The following is a 19,907-nucleotide window of genomic DNA, read 5'->3' on the forward strand; positions in this document are numbered from 1 at the left end:
ATTATTTATCAAGTTTCATAAATAGGTTATTCAGCGATTCTGTATAGGTAGGATGTGCAAAAACGCAATACCTGATTCTATCATAAGTAATATCGCCTTCCATGGCCATTTGCAAAACAGACATGATTTCCCCGCCTTCTGAAGCTAAAATAGCTGCACCTAAAATCTTTTTCGTATCAGGGTCAACAATTGCTTTCATCAAGCCCAAAGTTTCGTTGGTTTCAATTCCTCGTGCCACCTGCGACATTGGAATCATGGCTACTTTATAATTTAATTTCTTTTCTTTTGCTTCTTTTTCCGAAATACCGATCCTACCCAGTTGAGGGTCGGTAAACATACAATATGGCACAGGCCGATCTTGAATGGAATACTTGGTGCCTTCAATCAGATTGCGGTAAACAATGGTATAATCGTTATAGGCAATGTGCGTAAAGGCTGGCCCTCCTTTTACATCACCCAATGCATAAATGCCTTTAATGTTGGTTTCCAGTTTTTCATTCACCATTACATGGCCGTGATCATCCATTTTAACACCACAGTTTTCGAGGCCCAAATCAGCAGTTTGCGGTATGCGCCCGACTGCCAGGAGTACATGACTTGCCGTAATGTTCTTTTTAGTTTTACCGGATTGGAGTGACACACGAAGCTGTTTTTTATCCTGACTGATTTTATCAACCTTTACATCCTTAAGGATTTCGATCTTTTCATCGGTCAAAATTTCGGTCAGGGTTGATGAAATATCCTCGTCTTCTTTTGCCAATATACTTGACGATTTCTCTAAAATGGTGACTTTACTGCCAAAGCGATTAAACATTTGTCCAAACTCCAGACCGATATAATTACCACCGATAACCACCAAATGTTCCGGAACAGTTTCTATATCTAAAATTGTTGTTGAAGTGAGATAGTCAATTTGATCCAATCCCGCTATATCTGGTATAGCAGTTTTTGCTCCGGTATTAATAAAAATCCAATCTGCTGTTACTTTTTCTTCTCCGCCTTCATTAAGCGCAATAGTTAATTCTTTTTCGGCGCTGAATTTTGCCGTTCCGAAGATGAGCCTAAGCCCTGTCGTTTCGTCAATTCCTTTTTCTGATGATGCCCTGAACTGCGCTACAATATCATCTTTGCGCTGTTTTATCTTCTTAAAATTAATTTTAACTGTTCCGATTTCAATACCTAATGCTGAAGCTTTTTTAGCCTGATATATGGCTTTTGCAGAAGCAATCATCGCTTTTGTTGGTGTACAGCCATCATTGATACAGGTGCCACCAACCAATCTTTTTTCAATTATAGCTGTTTTCTTACCAGCTTCAGCGAGTTTTTTAGCCAATGGTGTGCCTGCCTGCCCCGCTCCAATAATTATCGCGTCGTAATGTTTCATTAAAAGGATTTGTTTTGCTCCAATAATAACCTGAATATGTAGGTCAATGTTTTGATACAAATGATTTATTCTTTAACTGGAATATTATTAAAGTTTAAATAAAAAAGTTACAAACTATATTCAAAAATCTGCGTTAAAGATTTGTAGATATTAAATTGACAAACGTAAATCCCTTACTCATGCAAACTCAAACAGCAGAAACTACGAACCTTACCGTTTTTATTCAGGATGATACTTCTATTGAGGATAAAAGAGAAATGGTTTTAACCAGTTTATTGGACGATTTGAACAGTCAAACAGAATCTTTCAATTAATAACCATTATTTCTCGCTTTTTAGACTAAATCCCGACCATTAAGAAATTAAGGTTATTTTTAATTTTGGTTTTTGTAAGGTGATGTAAAATTTGAACCTTATCAACGAATTTTTTAATGCCCTTAAACTCTTAATGGAGGAGAAAGTATTTGGCATTAATTACGAATAACTCATAAGAAAAGGGCAAACAAAAAATGTTTACCCTTTTCAAATTTAAATTAACCCTCTGGCAAGAAACGCATAAATTCCTCTGATAACTTTTTAGCAGTCCAAAGCTTAATCATTATTCCACTATCTGCTGTGCCCTTCGAAGGTTATCGGTAGTCTGCAAAATTTTATCCCTTAATTTTGGATTGTAAGCAGGATGTGATTTTAAGAAATCTTGCACTATGGCATTTGCTTCTTTGTTATTGTAACCCGAGAAGGTAGCCGCTAACCACGATTGCGGAAAAAATATATCTCCTGTTTGCTGTATTTCTGCCAGTAAATCCAAGCTTTCTTTCAGATAACGGATAGATGTTTTTTGCCTGATGGGATGATGCAAATAAGCCAAAGCAGTGGTTACCCAAGCTTCTTTCTGACGGTTTTTACGTTCTTTTAAGGCATTGAAAAAATTATCCCGTTCCTTCACATCCAACGATAGCGCAGGCATTAAATAAACGAGCCGGTTTTTACGGTCATCATTTTTTGTCCGCGATAACTGTTCTTTCAGGATGGTATTAACCGTATCAGTTTTAAGCGCTAAGGTTAAAGCCAGCGAATTGTAATCATCTTCCTGAAGTTTCACGCCCTCTGGTGCTGATTGTTTAAACCAGATATCATATAAACGTTTTCCTGCTTCAGGGCTTTTATAAATGTTCTGGTAAGCATTAAAAAGTATTTTCTTATTATTTGCAAGAGGCTCTTCTGTTAAGGCATTCCAAATGGTTTTCTCCATTAAAACATGAATTGATTCCCGCTTATCTGCATTCAGGAATGTCCAGTAAATACTGGTCATATAACCGGTGAGCAAACGCAGATTCATTTCGTTTTTCTCTACAGTAATTCCTTTAAGTAATATCATCAGGAGTTCATCAGGCTTAAAACCTTTACCCGAAAGCATATTTTCATAAGTATTGATGTAAGCTGAGGCCCGTTCCAATGGATCTGCAATATTATAAACATCAGCCATCATCTGTTTATCCACCGGAAAAAGACCATAACCTGCGCCGTTGGCATTAAACAAGATGTATTGAGGTTTTGGAAGTCCTTTTGCCTCCAACACAATCGTTTTTGCTTCCATCGCATTAACGGTCAAAACCTTGCTATAAGCAGGATAAACCAGCTTAACTGAAAAAGATTGTGGCCATATCCTTTGTCTGCCCACTTCACTGGTTTGGCTGAGGCTTAAATCGCTAATTTTATCTCCGTCGTATTTAATTTCAGAAGTAAAAACCGGTCTGCCAGGCTCATTTACCCAAACCTTATTCCAACTGTATAAATCACTTTTGGTGTATTTGCTTAAAATAGCAATCAGATCGTTCCAGGTAGCATTGCCATAACTGTATTTTTTAAGGTATTCCCTGATTCCTTTTTGAAAGTTCTCTTTGCCCATTAACAATTCCAACTGACGCATCATAATTGGCGCTTTATGGTAAATAATATTTCCATACATTGAGCCAGCTTCCTGCAGGTTATCCAATTGCTGCCGGATGGGATTAGCACCTAACGTCCTGTCTACGCCATAAGCCGCCGGATAATGATCCTGGAGAAACTTAAGATCGAAAGTGCTTTTGCCCATTAATTTTTCGGTAACCTTATCGGCCATAAAATTGGCAAAAACCTCTTTCATCCAAACATCATTGAACCATTTCATGGTTACCAGATCGCCAAACCACATGTGAGCTGTTTCGTGCGAAATGAGATTAGATCGCGAAATAAACTGATCTTTAGTTGCACCTTGATCTAAAAACAATGACGAAGCCTTATACTGTACTTCACCAGGGTGCTCCATTCCGCCAAACTGAAAATCGGGGATACTCACGAAACCAATTTTCTGAAAGGGATATTTAATCGATGTCCAGTCTTCCAAAAAATCGATCGCATCACGGTGTGCTGCAAAAACAGAATCAACGCTAAATTTAATTTTCGCAGAATCGGTTTCACGGTGCAAAAATTCCATGTTGTTATTTTTCATTACCCGGTTGATCAGCGTATATTTCCCCGCGGTAAAAGAGAATAAATAAGTTGGCAATTTATCCGAACGGTTAAAATGATAAGTAATCGAATTATCCATTACTATCGAATCCTTTTTAGCAGCGTTAGCCATTACCTTCCAATGAGTTGGAACGGTTAATGAAAGTAAAAAATTAGCCTTTAAATCAGGTTGATCAAAACAAGGAAATACCGTTCTGGCATGATCAGGAACAAAAAGGGCATACAAAAAATCTTTATTCCTGTTTAATGACTCGTTTCCGGCAATAAATTCCGTTTCGATATGGTTATTACCGATCTTTAAATACTCCTGCTTAATTAAGAGATGTTCTGCTCTAAAATCGATGGGTATGGTTTTTCCATTCACAATTATCCGCTTAAGATGATCTATATTCTGCTTAAAGTCAATCTGCAGATAAATTAACTTATTTAATTTAAAATCAATACTTTCAGTTGATATAATTTGAGCTGTTTGTTCAGCTGGTATATTAAAGTGAAGTTTATATTCAATATTACTTATTGCAGCGCTTCTGGCGTTTGCCAATGCCAGAGAAACCCCAGGTGCCACAGCTACCGTTTTTGGTTGCTGCGCATAAGAGGTTGAAATCAATAATGCTAAAAAGCAAAAACATTTGATCATTGTATTCATTTTATAAATTTATTCTCCGTTTATCATTTGTATAATGGTACCATAACTCATCCAAACCATGGTTATTACCACAGCTAAACCTGTTAAGGTTAACCATAAAGGTTGTTTATAATTTTCAATGATTTTGGTTTTATAAGCTGCAATAAGCATAATACCCAATGCAACAGGCAAAATAAAACCATTTATGGCTCCTACGGTAAGTAGTATTTTAACTGGTTTACCAATAAGAAGAAAAATAACACAAGAAATTGATATAAAAGCAATTATAATCTCTCTGTTAAACTTTAATATCAATGGATGAAAACTCTTTATAAAAGAGATGGAGGTATATGCAGAACCTACTACAGAAGAAATTCCCGCAGCCCAGATCACCACACCGAAAATTTTATATCCTATTTCGCCACTGGCCAATTTAAAAACCGAAGCGGCTGGATTAGCAGGGTCTAAAGTTAAGCCTTTACTTACCACGCCCAAAGCCGCTATAAATAATAATAAACGCATGATAGATGCGAGTCCGATGGCACTTAATGCACCTTTATTTACGGCACCTAAATTTTGTATCCCTGTTTGTCTGGCATCCAGTAAACGATGAGCCCCCGAAAAAGTAATATAACCGCCAACGGTTCCGCCAACTATAGTTAATACTGCGGTAAAACTAAACTGTGTAGGATTTACTGCCCTTAATGCCGCTTCTGCCAATGGTGGTGAACTGGTATAAGCTATAATTAGCGCGAGCACAATTTTAATCAGCCCCATAGTTTTGGCAAAAACATCCATGGCTCTGCCAGCCTCCTTATAAATAAAGATTCCTATAGCCATAATCGCACTAATTACCGCACCTTGCCCAACACTAACACCAAACAACACATTTAATCCCAAGCCAGCCCCAGCTATATTACCAATATTAAAGGCCAAGCCACCTAAAAAAACTAAAAAAGAAATAAAATAGCCCAGCCCTGGAAATACCTTGTTGGCGATATCTTGCGCAGGTTTATCTGCTACGGCAATAATCCGCCAGATGTTTAACTGTGCAATAGCATCTAATATGATGGATAGCAAGATGACGAATGCAAAACTTGCGCCCAGTTGCTGGGTAAAAACAGCTGTTTGTGTTAAAAAACCCGGACCAATGGCTGATGAGGCCATTAAAAAAGCAGCACCTAAAAGTACGCTCCAATTGTATTTTGGCTTCATATTGTTGGAGCTTTAATGATGATTCCTTCTTTTTTTAGCCTGTCGGCTATTAGTTTAGCGAACTCAACAGCATGCTCACCATCGCCATGCAAACAAACCGTTTCTGCCTTAACTGCAATACGATTTCCATTTACACTTTTCACCTCCTGTTTTAAAGCAAATCCCAGCACCTGATAAACAGCATCATCTTCATTCGTAATCAAAGCATGATCTGCTGAGCGCGGGGTAAGTAAACCATCATCCTGATAGCTCCGATCGGCAAAAACTTCTGACGCGGTTGCAATGCCATATTTTTCAGCCTCAGCGATCATTTTGCTTCCTGCTAAGGCATATAAAATTAAGCCCGGATCGAAATCGAAAACGGCCTGTACGATCGCTTTTGCCAAAGTAGTATCCTTTGCAGCCATATTATATAATGCACCGTGCGCCTTAACATGATGCAATTTACTACCGGCAGCTTTTACAAAACCACTTAGTGCACCAATTTGATATAAAGTAAGCTGATAGGCTTCATTTGGGCTTATCTTTATTTCTCTTCGACCAAAACCTTGTAAATCAGGCAAACCAGGATGCGCACCTATGGATACCCCCTTTTTTATTGCTAAGGTTACGGTTTGCTGCATGATGGCAGGATCGCCTGCATGAAAACCGCAGGCAATATTTGCCGATGAAATATAATCCATCAGTTTTTCATCATTTGGCATGGTATAACTTCCAAATGCTTCTCCCATATCACAATTAAGATCGATCATTTTCATGTTTAAATATATTTTAGGCTTATTGCCATGGTAATCAATGATAAATCATGTTCACGCTCAAGATAAAGCTCTTCTGCCTCATCTCTTGAGATTTCAGAAAACTGAATCATATCGCCAGGTTTAAGCTGCGCACATAAGGGCAAATCAACTGCTGCCACGTGGGCCACACGGGGGTAACCACCTGTTGTCTGGCAGTCGGCCATGAGCATAACCAAATCGCCACTCCCCGTTACCTGTATAGTCCCCGGTGTTACCGCCGTACTGAGCAATTCTTTTTTAACTTTCTTTACCAATGGCTTCCCAGCCAGATGATAGCCCATACGGTTACTCCTTAAATCAATGATATAATTACTGGTTAAAAACGAAAGAATGGATGTTGCATCAAACCAACAGATTTCATTGGCCAGAACAACCCTAATCTTTTGCCTTTTCTCCGGCAGTAAACACTCGCGCGAAATGCGCCAATTTGGATAGGTTAACGATCGTTCGATCAATTGATTCAAAATTTTATCGGATACTTCATTAAGGATGGTGCGGCTCACCAGTACGTCTGCTTTTTGCAATTTCCTCCCTTTAAAGCCCCCAAAGCCAGCTGTTAGGTAAGTACTTTTGCTTTCCATTACATCAGGCACATCCCATCCACCGGCTACAGCCAGATAGGTATGCACCCCAACTGGGTTATTGATCAACCTGATCACAGAACCTGCCGCAAAAAACAATGGCTTTTCTGCAGGCATTAATTCGTCATCATAAACTAAAAAAGCACCGTCGCCAGAATAGGATATCAGAATTGGTGTTTCAGCTTTAAATGAAGCGTTAGCATAGGCAAACTCAATGGTTGCGTCATTATCGTTGTTGCCAACAGCCTTATTGGCTATACGATGAGCCAATTCATCCATCGCACCCGAAACAGGCACAGCTTGCGATAGATACCGGTACCTTCCCATATCTTGAACGGTACTTAATAAGCCAGGCTTAATGATGCTGATTTTCATACTCCCATATAAGTATTAAACTCATCCTGAGCAATGGCTTTAAAGCTAACCCTGTCTCCTCCCTTTAAAAGGGATGCTTGCGCACGGTTAACATCAAACATCTCTAATGGTGTTCTGCCGATAATCTGCCATCCGCCAGGTGTTTCGAGGGGATAAATACCAGTTTGATTACCTGCAATACCCACAGATCCGGCAGGAATTTTAGCAGCAGGAACCTCTTTTCTAGGTGTGGATAATCTGTTGTCCATACCACCCATATAAGCAAAGCCTGGTACAAATCCGATCATGAAAACCGTATAATACCCGGCCGTATGCATATCGATTACCTCGCTTTCGCAAAGGTTATTGTGACGGGCTACCGTTAAAAGATCATGACCAAAATCGCCTCCATAACACACCGGAATAACCAAATGATCATCCATAACCTCTGATTCTTTTCTGTTTATCTCTGCAATTTTATTTAAGTGGGCAGATACCTTTTCTAAACAGACCTCACCAGGAAGATCTGATAATATCACATTTAGTGGATTATAAAAAACAGTTAAGGTAGTATAAGCCGGGACTGTAGTAATCAAACCAGGAAAGGGATTTTGCAGCAGCAACTGATTAAAATCTGTAATCAGGTCCAACAAATCATTATCGATTTCCGTTCCAAATGTTATGGTAACCGATTTTTCGCTCAACCCGTAAATTTTTAATGGAATGTTTGTCCCTAAATATCTCTTCTGCTTATTCATACAAAACAGCAAGATTTATCTTTAAATACCTTCATATATGGACATAATAAGTAAACTGCCGCTATAAAAATGGCTATATATTATTAAAATCACAAAAATTTTGGGAATAGGATCGCTAAAATTGACTTATTGGCTAAAAATTGATCATCACGGCTTAATATTTAACTATTTTTCAGTCACTTCAGGTCGTTTATCAATTGGAATAGTTCATGCTCCTCTTCAGCATCTAATTCGATCATGCCTTTAAACATTTCAAAAATTTTATCATGGAGATTGGCGCACATTAAGAGATCGATCAGGCGTACGAAGGCTTTCTTCTGATCGGTATTTAAGCTGCCAAATAATTTTGGTTCTATCTCATACAATGCCTTAATTAAATTAACCAATGGAGGCTTCCTTAATTCTTTTTCTCTTTCACTGGCATAAACCGGAAATATCCCGTCCTGCTCGTAACTTTGAATCAAGTTGTTGGCATATTCTTTTAAAAATGGTTTGCGTTTACTTTTAAGGTATTCGGCTAGTGCTTTAATCAAAAACCTGTATTCGGCCGAAGATTTAGCCGCACCAAAAATGGCCACCTGCCCTTCATTTTCGAAACTTTTAAAATCGAAGTCACGAAAAAAATCACTGTCGATATAAACACTATGGAAATAATCGTCGCTTTTTTTATTTAAGGTGGTGTAATCTTTATAAATTTCTTCGCCACTGGCCAAAAAATAGTATTTGGACAATTCTTTGTGCAGGTTTTCTTTCCAGTGCACATATTTGATTTTAAAAGTAACAGCAGTATCAGGATAAACAAGCTTAAATTCTTCTATACTTTTAATATTGCTGCTAAAATCCAATGCTTCGCCATTTACAATAATGGCGTAATTCTTATGTTTATTCAATTCTATAAACCAACAGAATTCGTTGATCAAAAACGGAAGCACTATTGTTTCTATATCTTGCTGGCTGATCTTCAAATTGGTAAACGAAACAGTTGTACCTGTTGTACCGGTATGGCTCGGAACAGTGGAAAAATCGGAGCTATAATTATTTAAACCACCCGTATTAATTCGGATTTCGCCGTTATGAAAACCTTGTTCTGATTGATAAGTGGTATGCCAAACGGCATCGTGTGCGAAGGTAAAAAAGGTAAGCCTACCCACCCCATTACGGCCATGCATTTTGGAGGTATGTTTTGGCGCTACAATCTGAATGGATTTTTCAGATTCGAAAAATGGCTCAAATTTTTGTGTTAAGCGGTCGAAATTGATTCCGTAACCATTATCAGCAATCTTTAATTCGGTTAAAAGCCCCAATGGATTGGATACGTAATCTACATGAATGGTATTTGCATTGGCATCAAAACCATTCCAAATGTATTCGGCAATCGCCTGTCTTTCATTATAGTTTTTAAGTACTTTTTGTATTCCTTTTGAAGTGATATTAACCTTTACCGACATATTTACTAAAATAATTAGCAAATATACCATAAAATTTGATCTTTTAAGCTTTAAAATAACGAATTCCTTACACTACCCAATTATTTCTAAAACAGGGCCCGTTATATTTCCCGCTGACTAAAATGCCTACGAAGTTTTTCTTCTTCTATATCGAGCAGCTCTAATTGCTCTCTGATCAGCTCATCGTTAATCTGCTCTTTTTTATTTAACCCTTTCAGTAAAGTGCGCTGCTGCGCCATAATATCTTCCAATACAATACGGTAATCGTGATAAAAGTCTTCAGATCTGGAAATGTTCTCTTCTTTTTCCCAATCCCTCAGTAATTCCATCTCTGCTTCAATCCGAATTTTGATTGATCTGATCATATCATTATTTGAGAAGGCTTCATGGTATTTTTCATCCAAAATTTTAAGCGATAACATGGATAATTTTTTTCTTACCATTTGTTTTTGCTGTTCAAAAGGAATCGTATAATCGGGATCTGGCATATTTAGCCATTTTATCAATAATGGCAATGTTAAGCCTTGTAAAATCAAAGTAACCAATATTACATTGAATGTGATAAACAAGATTAAGTTACGTTGCGGAAAAACTGCACCAGATTTTAAAGCCACCGGGATAGAGAGCGCAGCGGCAAGCGATACCACTCCCCTCATGCCTGCCCAGCCGAAAAGCAAAGATGCTTTCCAGCTTGGATTTGGATCTGCCGTTGTAATAAAACGACTAATAAAACGCGTAAAATACAAGGCACCATAAGTGCTTGCTAATCTTGTAACAATTAAAACCAGACAAATAATTGTACTGTAACGGATAGCGGGCCAAAGACCATCGCTCCCTAAACCATTGATAATTACAGGAAATTCTAAGCCGATTAATAAAAAAACAAATCCATTCAGTACAAAAGCTACGGCCTCCCAAACGTTTATGCTCTGCAACCGGCTTCTATGGGTAAGGATTTCATCCCGCCGGGCTGAAAGAAACAAACCACCACTTACTACAGCCAATACCCCTGAAAATTCAAATTTCTCTGCAGTAATGTACATCACATAGGGGGTTAAAAATGTAAGGATAATATCAATATTGGTGGTGGTGGGCAGCCATCTGTGCAAAGCATAAAAAATCAGGGCTACTGCAATCCCTATTAAAACGCCCATTACAATAACCAGTACAAAATTACCCGCAGCCTTACTCAGCATAAAACTACCCGTCATTACCGCAGCTAATGCAAAGCGAAATACCACTAAACTGGATGCATCATTTAGTAAGCTTTCGCCTTCTAAAATAGTGGTAAGCCTTTTGGGCACCTTAACATTTTTAAGTATGGCCGATGCTGATACCGCATCTGGTGGAGAAATAATACCACCTAATAAAAAACCCAATGCCCAGGTAAAACCCGGAATCAGACTTTTAGAAATTAGCGCAACAATACTGGAAGTAAAAATAACAATTGGAAAAGCAAAACTGCTGATCACCCTGCGCCATTTTCAAAAATCTTTCCATGAGGTGTTCCACGCAGCTTCGTATAATAATGGGGGTAAAAAGATTACAAAAATGAGTTCCGGCTCTATTTCAATATGACGAAGTGTAGGTAAAAAGCTTAAGATTAAGCCGGCAATGACCAATACAATTGGATATGCAACCCTTATTTTTTGTGCCAGCATCACCGCAAACAGAATAACTGCTAGCAAAAAAGCATATTGTATGATGAGTTCGTGCATATAATTTGAGGCTTGGTCTAAAATACAAATTTGAACCGAATGCCTAAGCATTAAGGTTATATTTTGATGGGAATAACAAATTGGAGGATCGAAAATTATTGGAACATGATGCTCATCTCAATGCGTAAATGTTTTTTTGATAATCGCGCTTATTAAAAACGAATGAAGATGATCAAATAAAAAAACCCTTTGAGATAGAAAATATTACTCAAAGGGTTTAAATGTGTTATTAAAAAGCCAAATAAGATTAATGATCTATGCTCAGCCAAAAAGATCGCTACTCAGGTAACGATCTCCCCGATCGCAGGCAATAAACACAATTGTTCCCTGCTCCAGTTCACCGGCAAGCTTTAAAGCGGCTGCGCAGGCACCACCAGAACTCATACCCGCAAATAAACCTTCTTCTTTAGCCATTCTCCTCGCCATTAAGGTTGCTTCGTCCTGTGCAATGTCCATCACCCGATCTACCCTTTGTGGATCAAATATTTTGGGCAAATATTCTTCAGGCCAGCGCCTGATCCCTGGAATGGAAGAACCCTCCGTAGGTTGACAGCCTACAATCTGAATAGCAGCATTTTTTTCCTTAAAAAATCTCGAACAACCCATAATCGTTCCAGTTGTTCCCATAGAACTCACAAAATGTGTAATCTGCCCTTCAGTATCTCTCCATATTTCTGGTCCCGTAGTTTTATAATGCGCCATATAATTATCTTGATTGGCAAATTGATTCAACAGGTAATATCCTTTTGAAATCCCTTTTTCTTCTGCATAATCCCTGCAGGCTTCTATACTTTCCAATAAGGTTACTTTTGCGCCAAAGGCTTCCATGGTTACCTTTCGTTCGCGCGTAGAATTGGCCGGCATCACCAATTCAATATCTAAATGATATAAACTTGCAATCATGGCCAATGCAATTCCGGTATTGCCACTTGTGGCTTCTACCAATTTAGTTTCAGGTGTTACCTCACCACGTTCAATTGCACTTCTGATCATATTGAGCGACGCGCGGTCTTTAACACTCCCACCTGGATTATTTCCTTCCAATTTAGCAAATACGCGCACACCTGGATTAACATTCAATTTTTGAAGTTCGGCCATTGGCGTGTTTCCGATCAGATCGATTATTCCTGCCATATTTTAATATGTTAATGGGTTTCTTTGTGATTTCTAATGGTAATAATTGGCGAATGATAAGCGGTAGAAAATGCCGGGATACTTTCGGTAAGCCATACGTTCCCTCCTATGATACTATCATGACCGATGATGGTTTCACCACCCAGTATGGTTGCCCCAGAATAGATCACTACCCTATCTTCTACAGTTGGATGGCGCTTACTGCCTGCCAATGTTTTTTTAACACTCAAGGCACCAAGTGTTACCCCTTGATATAATTTAACGTATCGGCCAATGGTACTGGTTTCTCCGATGACAATTCCTGTTCCGTGGTCAATATAGAAATGTTCGCCAATACTGGCTGCCGGATGGATATCGATCCCTGTTTTAGAATGCGCATATTCGGTGAGTATTCTCGGAACAAGCGGGATCCCAAAATTGTAAAGCATGTGGGCAATTCTGTAGAAACAGATGGCATAAAAACCCGGATAGCTACGAATGACCTCAAACCTACTCTGTGCCGCCGGATCGCCCTCGTAAATAGCCACAATATCGGTGTTTAAGATCCGATAGAGTTCCGGTAAGTTTTCGAAAAACTGACCTGCTGCATTTTTGCATTCGCTATTTTTAAGCTTGCAACTCACCGATATAATATCATAAAGCTCAAGTTCCAAATTGGCAACATATTCCTTTATTTCTGTAACGGTCGAAAATATCTTGGTAGAATTTTCTGGAAAAAGTACCTGAATAAGCTTTTCTGCCCAAAGGGATATTACTTTATTGGGTGGAATATTTTGTTGTTCAAGAGGGTACTTGAGAATTTGTTCAAAAAAATGGTCTTCCATAACTGCTGGCCGATCTGCTCATCGACTAAATATATAGATTTAATCGCTAAATGTAAGTTTTGTTTTTTTAAACCGGAACTATTGCCCAATTTTTTTGGATAAAAATGGCAAGGAAATAACAGATTAGTCTTGAGTCCGAAGTCTGTAGTCTGTAGTCTTTAATCGGAAGATTGAAGTTTGGCTGATCAGTCTTTTGGCTGGATAGAAAGATATTACCGGAGAAATTTAATAAAAGACCCTGAAACAAGTTCAGGGTGACGACCCCTTTAAATACATGTTATTTTAAAGAAAAATAGCGGAGTTTTCCATTAAACTAGAAAACTCCGCTATGGCCTAAATGACAGTAATTTGGGATTGTTATTGCTTCTGTTGAGCTAAGAAAGAAACTAAAGAAGCCAGTTCTTCATATGATAGTGAATTGGCCAAACCTTCTGGCATCATCGAAGTTTCCATTTCTTTTCTCGACAGGATATCACCTGCTTTAATCGTGAAAACTTCCCCAGCAATATTACGTATAACTACTTTAGCAGCAGTTTCTTCTGTAATAAAACCCATATAGGTACGGTCGCCTTTAGCCGTAATCATTACCGAAGCAAATCCCTGAGAGATTGATGCATTGGGTTTTAATATCGATTCTGCAATCTGCTCGCGGTTCATGATAGAACCGATCTGCCCCATGAAAGGACCTTTCATTTTTTCGCTTTTGCTTAAGCTATGGCAGGCCACACACCCCTGGCTATTGAAAATATTTTTTCCTTTTAGCGGATCGCCCTGTAATTTATTGATCGCCAACAATACATCCTCAATAGATGATTTACCCACCTGACCTTTTTTGTTTTTGATTTTATCCAGATCAATTTTTGGTTCTTCCACTGCGGCTACTTTTTCTTCTATCGTAAATTCAGGGATATCCATCCTTTGGCGTTCATTTAAATCAACATAAAATTGCCTGCCCTTCGCTCCTGCTTTTGCAGCCTCCTCTTTTAAAAATTTCTCGATAATTGGAGAACCTTCCCATGAAACCGCTTTAAAGTACGGACCGTGTGAATCGGGACGTGTACCCCACCACCAGGTAGCATCATAGGCAATTTCTTTTTTATACAAACGGCCTAAAGTAACCAGAATCTGCTGTTTTAACTTTTCATCTGTTGCTTGTTTATAGTTTTCAATTAACCCATTAACCACTTTTTCGGTGTGTATATAACGTAAAGCCCAAAGTGCAAGGGTAGAATTTTCAGTTTTAACTGCAGCAAGCAAAGCATCTACCGCCTGAAGATCAACCAAAGCCCTAACCGCCAGATGTGGTAAAATAATGGCTGAGTTTGGGGTTGCATGAGGACCTTCGGTACCTTTTGCAGGTGCTGTAAATGAGGTGGGTACTTTCGTTTGTAAAAGCACATCAGCCACTTCAGCCCTACCTAAACGGTTTAAGCCAATGATTGAAGCCGCCTGAACGCGAAGATCAGCGTCTGTTAAGCCTTCTAAAAATGGCTCAACCGGTACTTTCTCTATATAAGTTTTACGATCAGCAAGTGCTTTTAAGGCAAATTCCTTCATTGCTTTATCTTTCGTAAATTCAACCAAAGTTGCAATGCCGTTTTCTTTGGTCAGCTGTGCATAGGTATACATACCCGCTAAACGCACATCAAGCGCCAAGCCCTGATCGGAGGCAACTTTTAAAGCTGTTGAAATAGCTTGTTTAGTATTACGCGAAATCAATTCTTGTGAAGCTGCCAACCGGCCTACAGCACTATTCGATTTAAGTAGATCGGTGAGTTTTTTAATGGAAGCTTTTTTAACGTCTGGAAAAGCTTTGTATGTCCAGTTATTGGGCACTACGCGAACAACGTAGCCTTTATTCGGACTGCCAGAATAACCTGCGCCATCCCAGGCCGAAAGGTATAACCTTCCAGAGCCATCTACGTCAAGATCGGTAATTTGCGGTAGTTTAATAAATTCTTCGTCTCTCTGCGTAAAGGTTGGTCCATCGGCAGTAACTCTATGAATATAAAGCATACTTCTGCCCCAATCAGCCATCATCGGAACATGATTGTATTGTTCAGGCCAGTTGGGTTCATCCATAAATAATGCCCCGGTACCCGATCCTCCACCTAAATCGGCAAGTGCCGGAATAATTTCGTCGGTAAAGTTCTGAAATAAAACCGGGTAACCATATTCGCCAGATTGTATGTGGTGCGAGAAACGTACATTCCATCCTCCGCCATCATTGGTATTTTCTCTGGTAAAAACATTCATGTAAGGATCAATAGCTACATCATAAACATTACGTGTGCCGTGTGTATATACTTCCATTTCTGTTCCGTCCGGACGAACGCGCATAATACCACCACCTAACATGGTCAACTTTTTACCTGAACGGTCTACCGCATCATGGAATCCAAAGTCTCCAACAGAGATGTAAATCCATCCATCAATGCCCATCCTGATGCCATTTGTGGCATGATCGGTACCGCGCTCACGAATATATTTGGCGTTACTGATATGTTCAATAAGCGGTTTTTCTGGCCCATCAGCCTTTCCATCGCCATCTTTATCTTCAAAAACAACCAAATTCATGCCTGTAGCCTGTTTTGTTTCTTTTGAGAAAGTAGTGTGCAATACATATACCTGGCTGCCTTGTACAATAATTCCGCGGGGATTATCTACTTCGGCAAAGTCTACATGTTTGTCCATTTTGCCGTCATTATCCTTATCAATCAATTTAAGAATATGGCCTTTACCAGGATCTTTACCTAAAGATCCGATCATATCAACACCCACATATACTTCGCCTGTTGGTGCTACGGCTAAACAGGCCGGGCTTGGTGTAACATCGGGTCCGGCGAAATTTGTAATTGTTAATTCGGGGGGCGATACGTGCTGGATTTGTGGTTCGCTAAAAAAGTTTTTTAATCCAAAAAAAACTAATGTAAAAGAAATTAAGCTTAAGGAAAATTTAATCATTTGTGTGTTATTGTTCTTGGTTAGTTTGTGCGAGGTAAATTTACATAAAATATAAATTCCTTATTGCCACAATTTTGTGTTGTTTCACAGGCTTTATTTATCAATCTGGTTAAAATCCATGCAGTTTATGATATAGAAAATTGAATCAGCTGTTTTAACTAAGAAAATTTCACAAAAGCACTTAAACCGCGACATAAAATCGGTAAAAAACCGCTATTCAAGCAAACAAAAGCAAATCTTAAAGGAAATAAGTTATCCTTCATCATAATCAGGTAAATTATTTCTAAACAAACTTGAATTAAAACATAAATTTTATTATATTTACTCAATTCAACATTCATAAAATCAGTACGTTATGAAAAATATCTTTTATTTCTTCCTGACTGCCCTGATCTCCTCCATTGCATTGTTAACCACAAGGGATTCGTTTGAACCCGAATTGGTTTACAGTACAGTGGTTTTAATATGGATTCTGTACATCTGGTACCATATTTACGCTGCTGATAAGAGGAATTACAGTGAGTAGTCTGTATTTTTATTGATTTTTATCTCCAAACAATTATTGTGAGGCTAAATCTGCATGCCTTTTTTAATTTAAACCTCGATTTTTTTTAATTTGACCTCATCGGGTGTATCTACAGTTAATTTATTACCTTCGTCTAAAACTAAATACAATATTTTACGTTTTTAACTAAGCGTGGCCAATTGGCCAGGTTATACATTAAGCTTAATGAACTTGGAGCATCGACCTCGTACATGGGGTAGATAAGGGTGCAAGATCATGAAATCAAAAGCAAAATTTCTCTGTTTAGCAGGGAATACATTTTATACGGAGGTTCGCCGTAGAGTAAATAACGACTTTAAAGAAAACAATAGAAGTATAAATGCCAATTTTTTGATGTGGTTTAAAGCCAGCCTTTTCCTCATCTTATTTTTGGCTCTTTATTTAATCCTATTACTTTCTTCTTTTCCTATCGCCATTTTATTCGGTTTAACTATTGTGCTTGGTGCGGTATGTGCTTTTATCGGTTTCAATATCTGTCATGATGCCATTCATGGTTCGTTTTCAAGTTCTAAACGCATTAACTCATTTTTTAGTTTTCTTTTTAATATGGTTGGGGCTAATCCGTATGTATGGAACATTACGCACAATGTGGTCCATCATACTTATACCAATATCCCAGGTCATGATGAAGATATTGAAGTGGCACCGGGCTTAATAAGAATTTGTACAGAAGATGAATTAAGACCCTATCAGCGTTTTCAGCAATGGTATGCCTTTCCTTTATATAGTTTGGCCTCGCTTTCCTGGGTGTTTCGTAAAGATTATAAAAAGTTCTTTCAAAAAAGTGTGGGTGCCTGCCAGAACAAACATCCGAAAATCGAATACTTTAACCTCTTTTTCTATAAATTTCTTTACTATTTTATTTTTATTGGTTTACCGATACTGATTATGCCGCTTGCCTGGTGGCAGATTGCAATTGGCTTCGTGGTGTTACACATGGCTCAGGGCTTAACCATGGGACTTGTTTTTCAACTGGCTCATGTGGTGGAAGGAACAACTTTTCCAATAACCAATGCAGCAGGCAATATGGAAGAGGCCTGGGCAGAACATCAAATGCGTACTACAGCTAATTTTGCAACCCAATCGCCAATCTCAGCATTTTTTCTTGGCGGGTTAAACCGACAGATAGAACACCACCTTTTCCCTAAAATATGCCATGTACATTATGGAAGAATATCGGGCATTGTAAGACAAACGGCACATGAATTCGGGCTACCCTATCATGAAAATGCGACTTTTTTATCGGCACTTCGCTCCCACTACCGCATCTTAAAAAAAATGGGGCAAGCCGAAACAATTTAGTGACTATTAATTTAAGGGAGACAGCTTAAGTTCTTATTCCTTTAATGGTAAAAAACCTTTAAACCTTTTTATTTGACCATTGAAGAAGTTTAGGGCATTAAGCTCATGCAAATTTAACTTTAACATTATTACGCCCTTAATGGTAAAAATCTTTAAGCTATTATTTTCTTGATCATTAAGAACTTTGCGCTTAATATTTGTTTTTTTAAATGCTGTATCACTAATGACAAATGAACCATTGACAATAAAAGAAATAGCTAATAACACAAACTTAACATATCCTACATTCTTATAAAAGGCAGATCTTTCTATCTTTAGCAATATGTATTGGTACGAAGACGAAGTGAAACAATTGGAAAGAGCGCATCGATTAGACCGGGAGCACGCGGGGGTTATTTTTTATGGCAGCTCATCTATACGGTTGTGGAATAGTCTTGAAGATGATTTTGATTACCTGAAAGTAACTAATCTCGGCTTTGGTGGCTCTACCTTAGCTGCATGCGTTTGGTTTTTTGAGCGGATTATGACAGATTATAATCCGAAGGCACTTGTTATATATGCAGGTGATAATGATCTTGGCGATGGCAGGAACCCTGAAGAAATTTTTATCTTTTTCCAACAGTTGATGGTTAAAGTGAACCAACGGTTTGGCATGTTGCCCTGTTATTTTATTTCTTTAAAACCCAGTATTACCCGCTGGCAAATGGCCGATCAGTTCAGATATACCAATAACCTTATTGAAAGCGAAATTATTAAACTCAACAGCCATTGGAAATTTATTGATGTTTTTAAGAAAATGCTCAATAAAGATGGCCAGCCAAATCCTGCACTTTACGATCATGACGGGCTTCACCTGAGTGAAGAAGGTTATCGATTATGGGCCAGTACAGTTAAAGAGAAATTAGGTTAATTATTACGCTTAATTAATACGCTGATAACATTGATGCCTTAATTTTCCGGAAAAGAATTAACGCTATGAACAGGGAATATCATAAATGGTTCAGCCAGAATCTTCAGCGAGACATGGAGCTTCTTGTTTTCGGCCATGCAGGCAGAGCAGTTATCTTCTTCCCTACCCGGATGGCCAGATTTTACGATTACGAAAACTGGGGAATTATAGCTTCATTAAGTGCGCAGATTGAAAACGGCGAACTTCAGATTTTCTGTGTGGACAGCATAGATGGAGAGAGTTTTTATAATGGTGAAGTATTTCCATCGGTACGCATAGAAAGGCATTTACAATATGAAAGATACCTCCTTGAAGAAGTATTATCCCTTATTTATCAGAAAAACAATGGCGATTATATTGAAACTGCCGGCTGCAGCATGGGTGCTTATCATGCCATAAACCTGGCCCTGAAATACCCCTGGTTATTTAAAAAAGCTGTTGGCATTAGTGGCCGATATGACCTAACCTATAACATTGGCGATTTTAGAGACCTGATGGATGGATTTCATAACGACAGAGTTTATTTTAATATGCCCGCTCAGTATATAGCAAACTTAAACGATGATCAATTATTATCGGCAGTTAGAAATATGGAAATTATCCTTGCGGTTGGCGAAACGGATCCTTTTTTAAGCGAAAACCAACACCTGAGCAATTTACTATGGGAAAAAGGTATTCCCAACCAATTTTATACCTGGGAAAGTAACGCACACAGGCCCCATTATTGGCGAAAAATGGCGCCTATGTACATTTAATTATTTTATTAAGTAACCCGTTTT

At 38.4% G+C, this 19,907-nt stretch carries 16 protein-coding genes and 1 pseudogene; 5 read left to right on the forward strand and 12 right to left on the reverse strand.

Features of this window, described 5'->3' with window-relative positions; all coding sequences use genetic code 11:
* Position 1: 1 nt before the first annotated feature.
* Complete coding sequence (locus OQX63_RS01595; RefSeq protein WP_265849144.1) at positions 2 to 1,384, reverse strand: mercuric reductase; 1,383 nt, start codon at positions 1,382 to 1,384, stop codon at positions 2 to 4.
* Positions 1,385 to 1,563: 179 nt separating this feature from the next.
* Between OQX63_RS01595 and OQX63_RS01600 the strand changes: the two genes are divergently transcribed.
* Complete coding sequence (locus tag OQX63_RS01600) at positions 1,564 to 1,698, forward strand: hypothetical protein (RefSeq protein ID WP_265849145.1); 135 nt, start codon at positions 1,564 to 1,566, stop codon at positions 1,696 to 1,698.
* Between the two features lie 283 nt (positions 1,699 to 1,981).
* On the opposite strand, the gene OQX63_RS01605 is transcribed toward OQX63_RS01600, so the two are convergent.
* From OQX63_RS01605 to OQX63_RS01650, 10 genes and pseudogenes are all read right to left on the reverse strand, one after another.
* Positions 1,982 to 4,540: a M1 family aminopeptidase gene (locus tag OQX63_RS01605; RefSeq protein ID WP_265849146.1), complete on the reverse strand. Its 2,559-nt coding sequence runs from the start codon at positions 4,538 to 4,540 to the stop codon at positions 1,982 to 1,984.
* Between the two features lie 9 nt (positions 4,541 to 4,549).
* Entirely contained in the window at positions 4,550 to 5,734 is a 1,185-nt protein-coding gene (locus OQX63_RS01610; protein ID WP_265849147.1) for an NRAMP family divalent metal transporter, read from the reverse strand.
* Entirely contained in the window at positions 5,731 to 6,486 is a 756-nt protein-coding gene (locus tag OQX63_RS01615; protein WP_322974201.1) for a 5-oxoprolinase subunit PxpA, read from the reverse strand. The genes OQX63_RS01610 and OQX63_RS01615 overlap by 4 nt, the downstream gene beginning before the upstream one ends.
* Positions 6,487 to 6,494: 8 nt before the next feature.
* The gene (locus OQX63_RS01620; protein ID WP_265849149.1) at positions 6,495 to 7,487 is read right to left on the reverse strand and encodes a biotin-dependent carboxyltransferase family protein; all 993 of its coding nucleotides are present in this window, start codon (positions 7,485 to 7,487) and stop codon (positions 6,495 to 6,497) included.
* On the reverse strand, positions 7,484 to 8,224 hold the full coding sequence (pxpB, locus tag OQX63_RS01625) for a 5-oxoprolinase subunit PxpB (RefSeq protein WP_265849150.1): 741 nt from the start codon (positions 8,222 to 8,224) through the stop codon (positions 7,484 to 7,486). Before pxpB ends, OQX63_RS01620 begins: the two co-directional genes overlap by 4 nt.
* A 176-nt stretch (positions 8,225 to 8,400) precedes the next feature.
* Positions 8,401 to 9,702: an ATP-binding protein gene (locus OQX63_RS01630; protein WP_265849151.1), complete on the reverse strand. Its 1,302-nt coding sequence runs from the start codon at positions 9,700 to 9,702 to the stop codon at positions 8,401 to 8,403.
* A gap of 71 nt (positions 9,703 to 9,773) precedes the next feature.
* Positions 9,774 to 11,441 (reverse strand): annotated as a pseudogene (locus OQX63_RS01635) (Na+/H+ antiporter).
* Positions 11,442 to 11,651: 210 nt separating this feature from the next.
* Positions 11,652 to 12,524, reverse strand: a complete 873-nt coding sequence (gene cysM / locus OQX63_RS01640; RefSeq protein WP_265849152.1) for a cysteine synthase CysM — start codon at positions 12,522 to 12,524, stop codon at positions 11,652 to 11,654.
* Between the two features lie 11 nt (positions 12,525 to 12,535).
* Complete coding sequence (gene epsC / locus OQX63_RS01645) at positions 12,536 to 13,348, reverse strand: serine O-acetyltransferase EpsC (protein ID WP_265849153.1); 813 nt, start codon at positions 13,346 to 13,348, stop codon at positions 12,536 to 12,538.
* Between the two features lie 357 nt (positions 13,349 to 13,705).
* Positions 13,706 to 16,312 (reverse strand): c-type cytochrome, encoded by a 2,607-nt coding sequence (locus OQX63_RS01650; protein ID WP_265849154.1) that lies wholly within the window; start codon positions 16,310 to 16,312, stop codon positions 13,706 to 13,708.
* 355 nt (positions 16,313 to 16,667) lie between these two features.
* Here OQX63_RS01650 and OQX63_RS01655 point away from each other — a divergent pair, with 355 nt between their 5' ends.
* Positions 16,668 to 16,838 carry a hypothetical protein gene (locus tag OQX63_RS01655; protein WP_167354656.1) on the forward strand — a complete coding sequence of 57 codons (171 nt, stop codon included), beginning with the start codon at positions 16,668 to 16,670 and terminating at the stop codon, positions 16,836 to 16,838.
* Between the two features lie 255 nt (positions 16,839 to 17,093).
* The gene (locus tag OQX63_RS01660; RefSeq protein ID WP_265849155.1) at positions 17,094 to 18,179 is read left to right on the forward strand and encodes a fatty acid desaturase family protein; all 1,086 of its coding nucleotides are present in this window, start codon (positions 17,094 to 17,096) and stop codon (positions 18,177 to 18,179) included.
* 33 nt (positions 18,180 to 18,212) lie between these two features.
* On the opposite strand, the gene OQX63_RS01665 is transcribed toward OQX63_RS01660, so the two are convergent.
* Positions 18,213 to 18,500 carry a hypothetical protein gene (locus OQX63_RS01665; protein ID WP_265849156.1) on the reverse strand — a complete coding sequence of 96 codons (288 nt, stop codon included), beginning with the start codon at positions 18,498 to 18,500 and terminating at the stop codon, positions 18,213 to 18,215.
* 1 nt (position 18,501) lies between these two features.
* Here OQX63_RS01665 and OQX63_RS01670 point away from each other — a divergent pair, with 1 nt between their 5' ends.
* Positions 18,502 to 19,089 carry a GDSL-type esterase/lipase family protein gene (locus tag OQX63_RS01670; RefSeq protein WP_265849157.1) on the forward strand — a complete coding sequence of 196 codons (588 nt, stop codon included), beginning with the start codon at positions 18,502 to 18,504 and terminating at the stop codon, positions 19,087 to 19,089.
* Positions 19,090 to 19,154: 65 nt separating this feature from the next.
* On the forward strand, positions 19,155 to 19,883 hold the full coding sequence (locus OQX63_RS01675) for an esterase family protein (protein WP_265849158.1): 729 nt from the start codon (positions 19,155 to 19,157) through the stop codon (positions 19,881 to 19,883).
* The last annotated feature ends 24 nt before the right edge of the window (positions 19,884 to 19,907 follow it).

Origin of the sequence: Pedobacter sp. PF22-3 (genome assembly GCF_026239555.1) — a bacterium.
Lineage (GTDB): Bacteria > Bacteroidota > Bacteroidia > Sphingobacteriales > Sphingobacteriaceae > Pedobacter.

What these genes read in the sequence shown, in the direction of transcription:
- pxpB (WP_265849150.1), bottom strand. Translation starts at nt 8,224, where the DNA reads ATGAATAAGCAGAAGAGATATTTAGGGACAAACATTCCATTAAAAATT.
- OQX63_RS01605 (WP_265849146.1), bottom strand. Translation starts at nt 4,540, where the DNA reads ATGAATACAATGATCAAATGTTTTTGCTTTTTAGCATTATTGATTTCA.
- cysM (WP_265849152.1), bottom strand. Translation starts at nt 12,524, where the DNA reads ATGGCAGGAATAATCGATCTGATCGGAAACACGCCAATGGCCGAACTT.
- OQX63_RS01655 (WP_167354656.1), top strand. Translation starts at nt 16,668, where the DNA reads ATGAAAAATATCTTTTATTTCTTCCTGACTGCCCTGATCTCCTCCATT.
- OQX63_RS01620 (WP_265849149.1), bottom strand. Translation starts at nt 7,487, where the DNA reads ATGAAAATCAGCATCATTAAGCCTGGCTTATTAAGTACCGTTCAAGAT.
- OQX63_RS01670 (WP_265849157.1), top strand. Translation starts at nt 18,502, where the DNA reads ATGTATTGGTACGAAGACGAAGTGAAACAATTGGAAAGAGCGCATCGA.
- OQX63_RS01630 (WP_265849151.1), bottom strand. Translation starts at nt 9,702, where the DNA reads ATGGTATATTTGCTAATTATTTTAGTAAATATGTCGGTAAAGGTTAAT.
- OQX63_RS01615 (WP_322974201.1), bottom strand. Translation starts at nt 6,486, where the DNA reads ATGATCGATCTTAATTGTGATATGGGAGAAGCATTTGGAAGTTATACC.
- epsC (WP_265849153.1), bottom strand. Translation starts at nt 13,348, where the DNA reads ATGGAAGACCATTTTTTTGAACAAATTCTCAAGTACCCTCTTGAACAA.
- OQX63_RS01650 (WP_265849154.1), bottom strand. Translation starts at nt 16,312, where the DNA reads ATGATTAAATTTTCCTTAAGCTTAATTTCTTTTACATTAGTTTTTTTT.
- OQX63_RS01610 (WP_265849147.1), bottom strand. Translation starts at nt 5,734, where the DNA reads ATGAAGCCAAAATACAATTGGAGCGTACTTTTAGGTGCTGCTTTTTTA.
- OQX63_RS01595 (WP_265849144.1), bottom strand. Translation starts at nt 1,384, where the DNA reads ATGAAACATTACGACGCGATAATTATTGGAGCGGGGCAGGCAGGCACA.
- OQX63_RS01600 (WP_265849145.1), top strand. Translation starts at nt 1,564, where the DNA reads ATGCAAACTCAAACAGCAGAAACTACGAACCTTACCGTTTTTATTCAG.
- OQX63_RS01660 (WP_265849155.1), top strand. Translation starts at nt 17,094, where the DNA reads ATGAAATCAAAAGCAAAATTTCTCTGTTTAGCAGGGAATACATTTTAT.
- OQX63_RS01675 (WP_265849158.1), top strand. Translation starts at nt 19,155, where the DNA reads ATGAACAGGGAATATCATAAATGGTTCAGCCAGAATCTTCAGCGAGAC.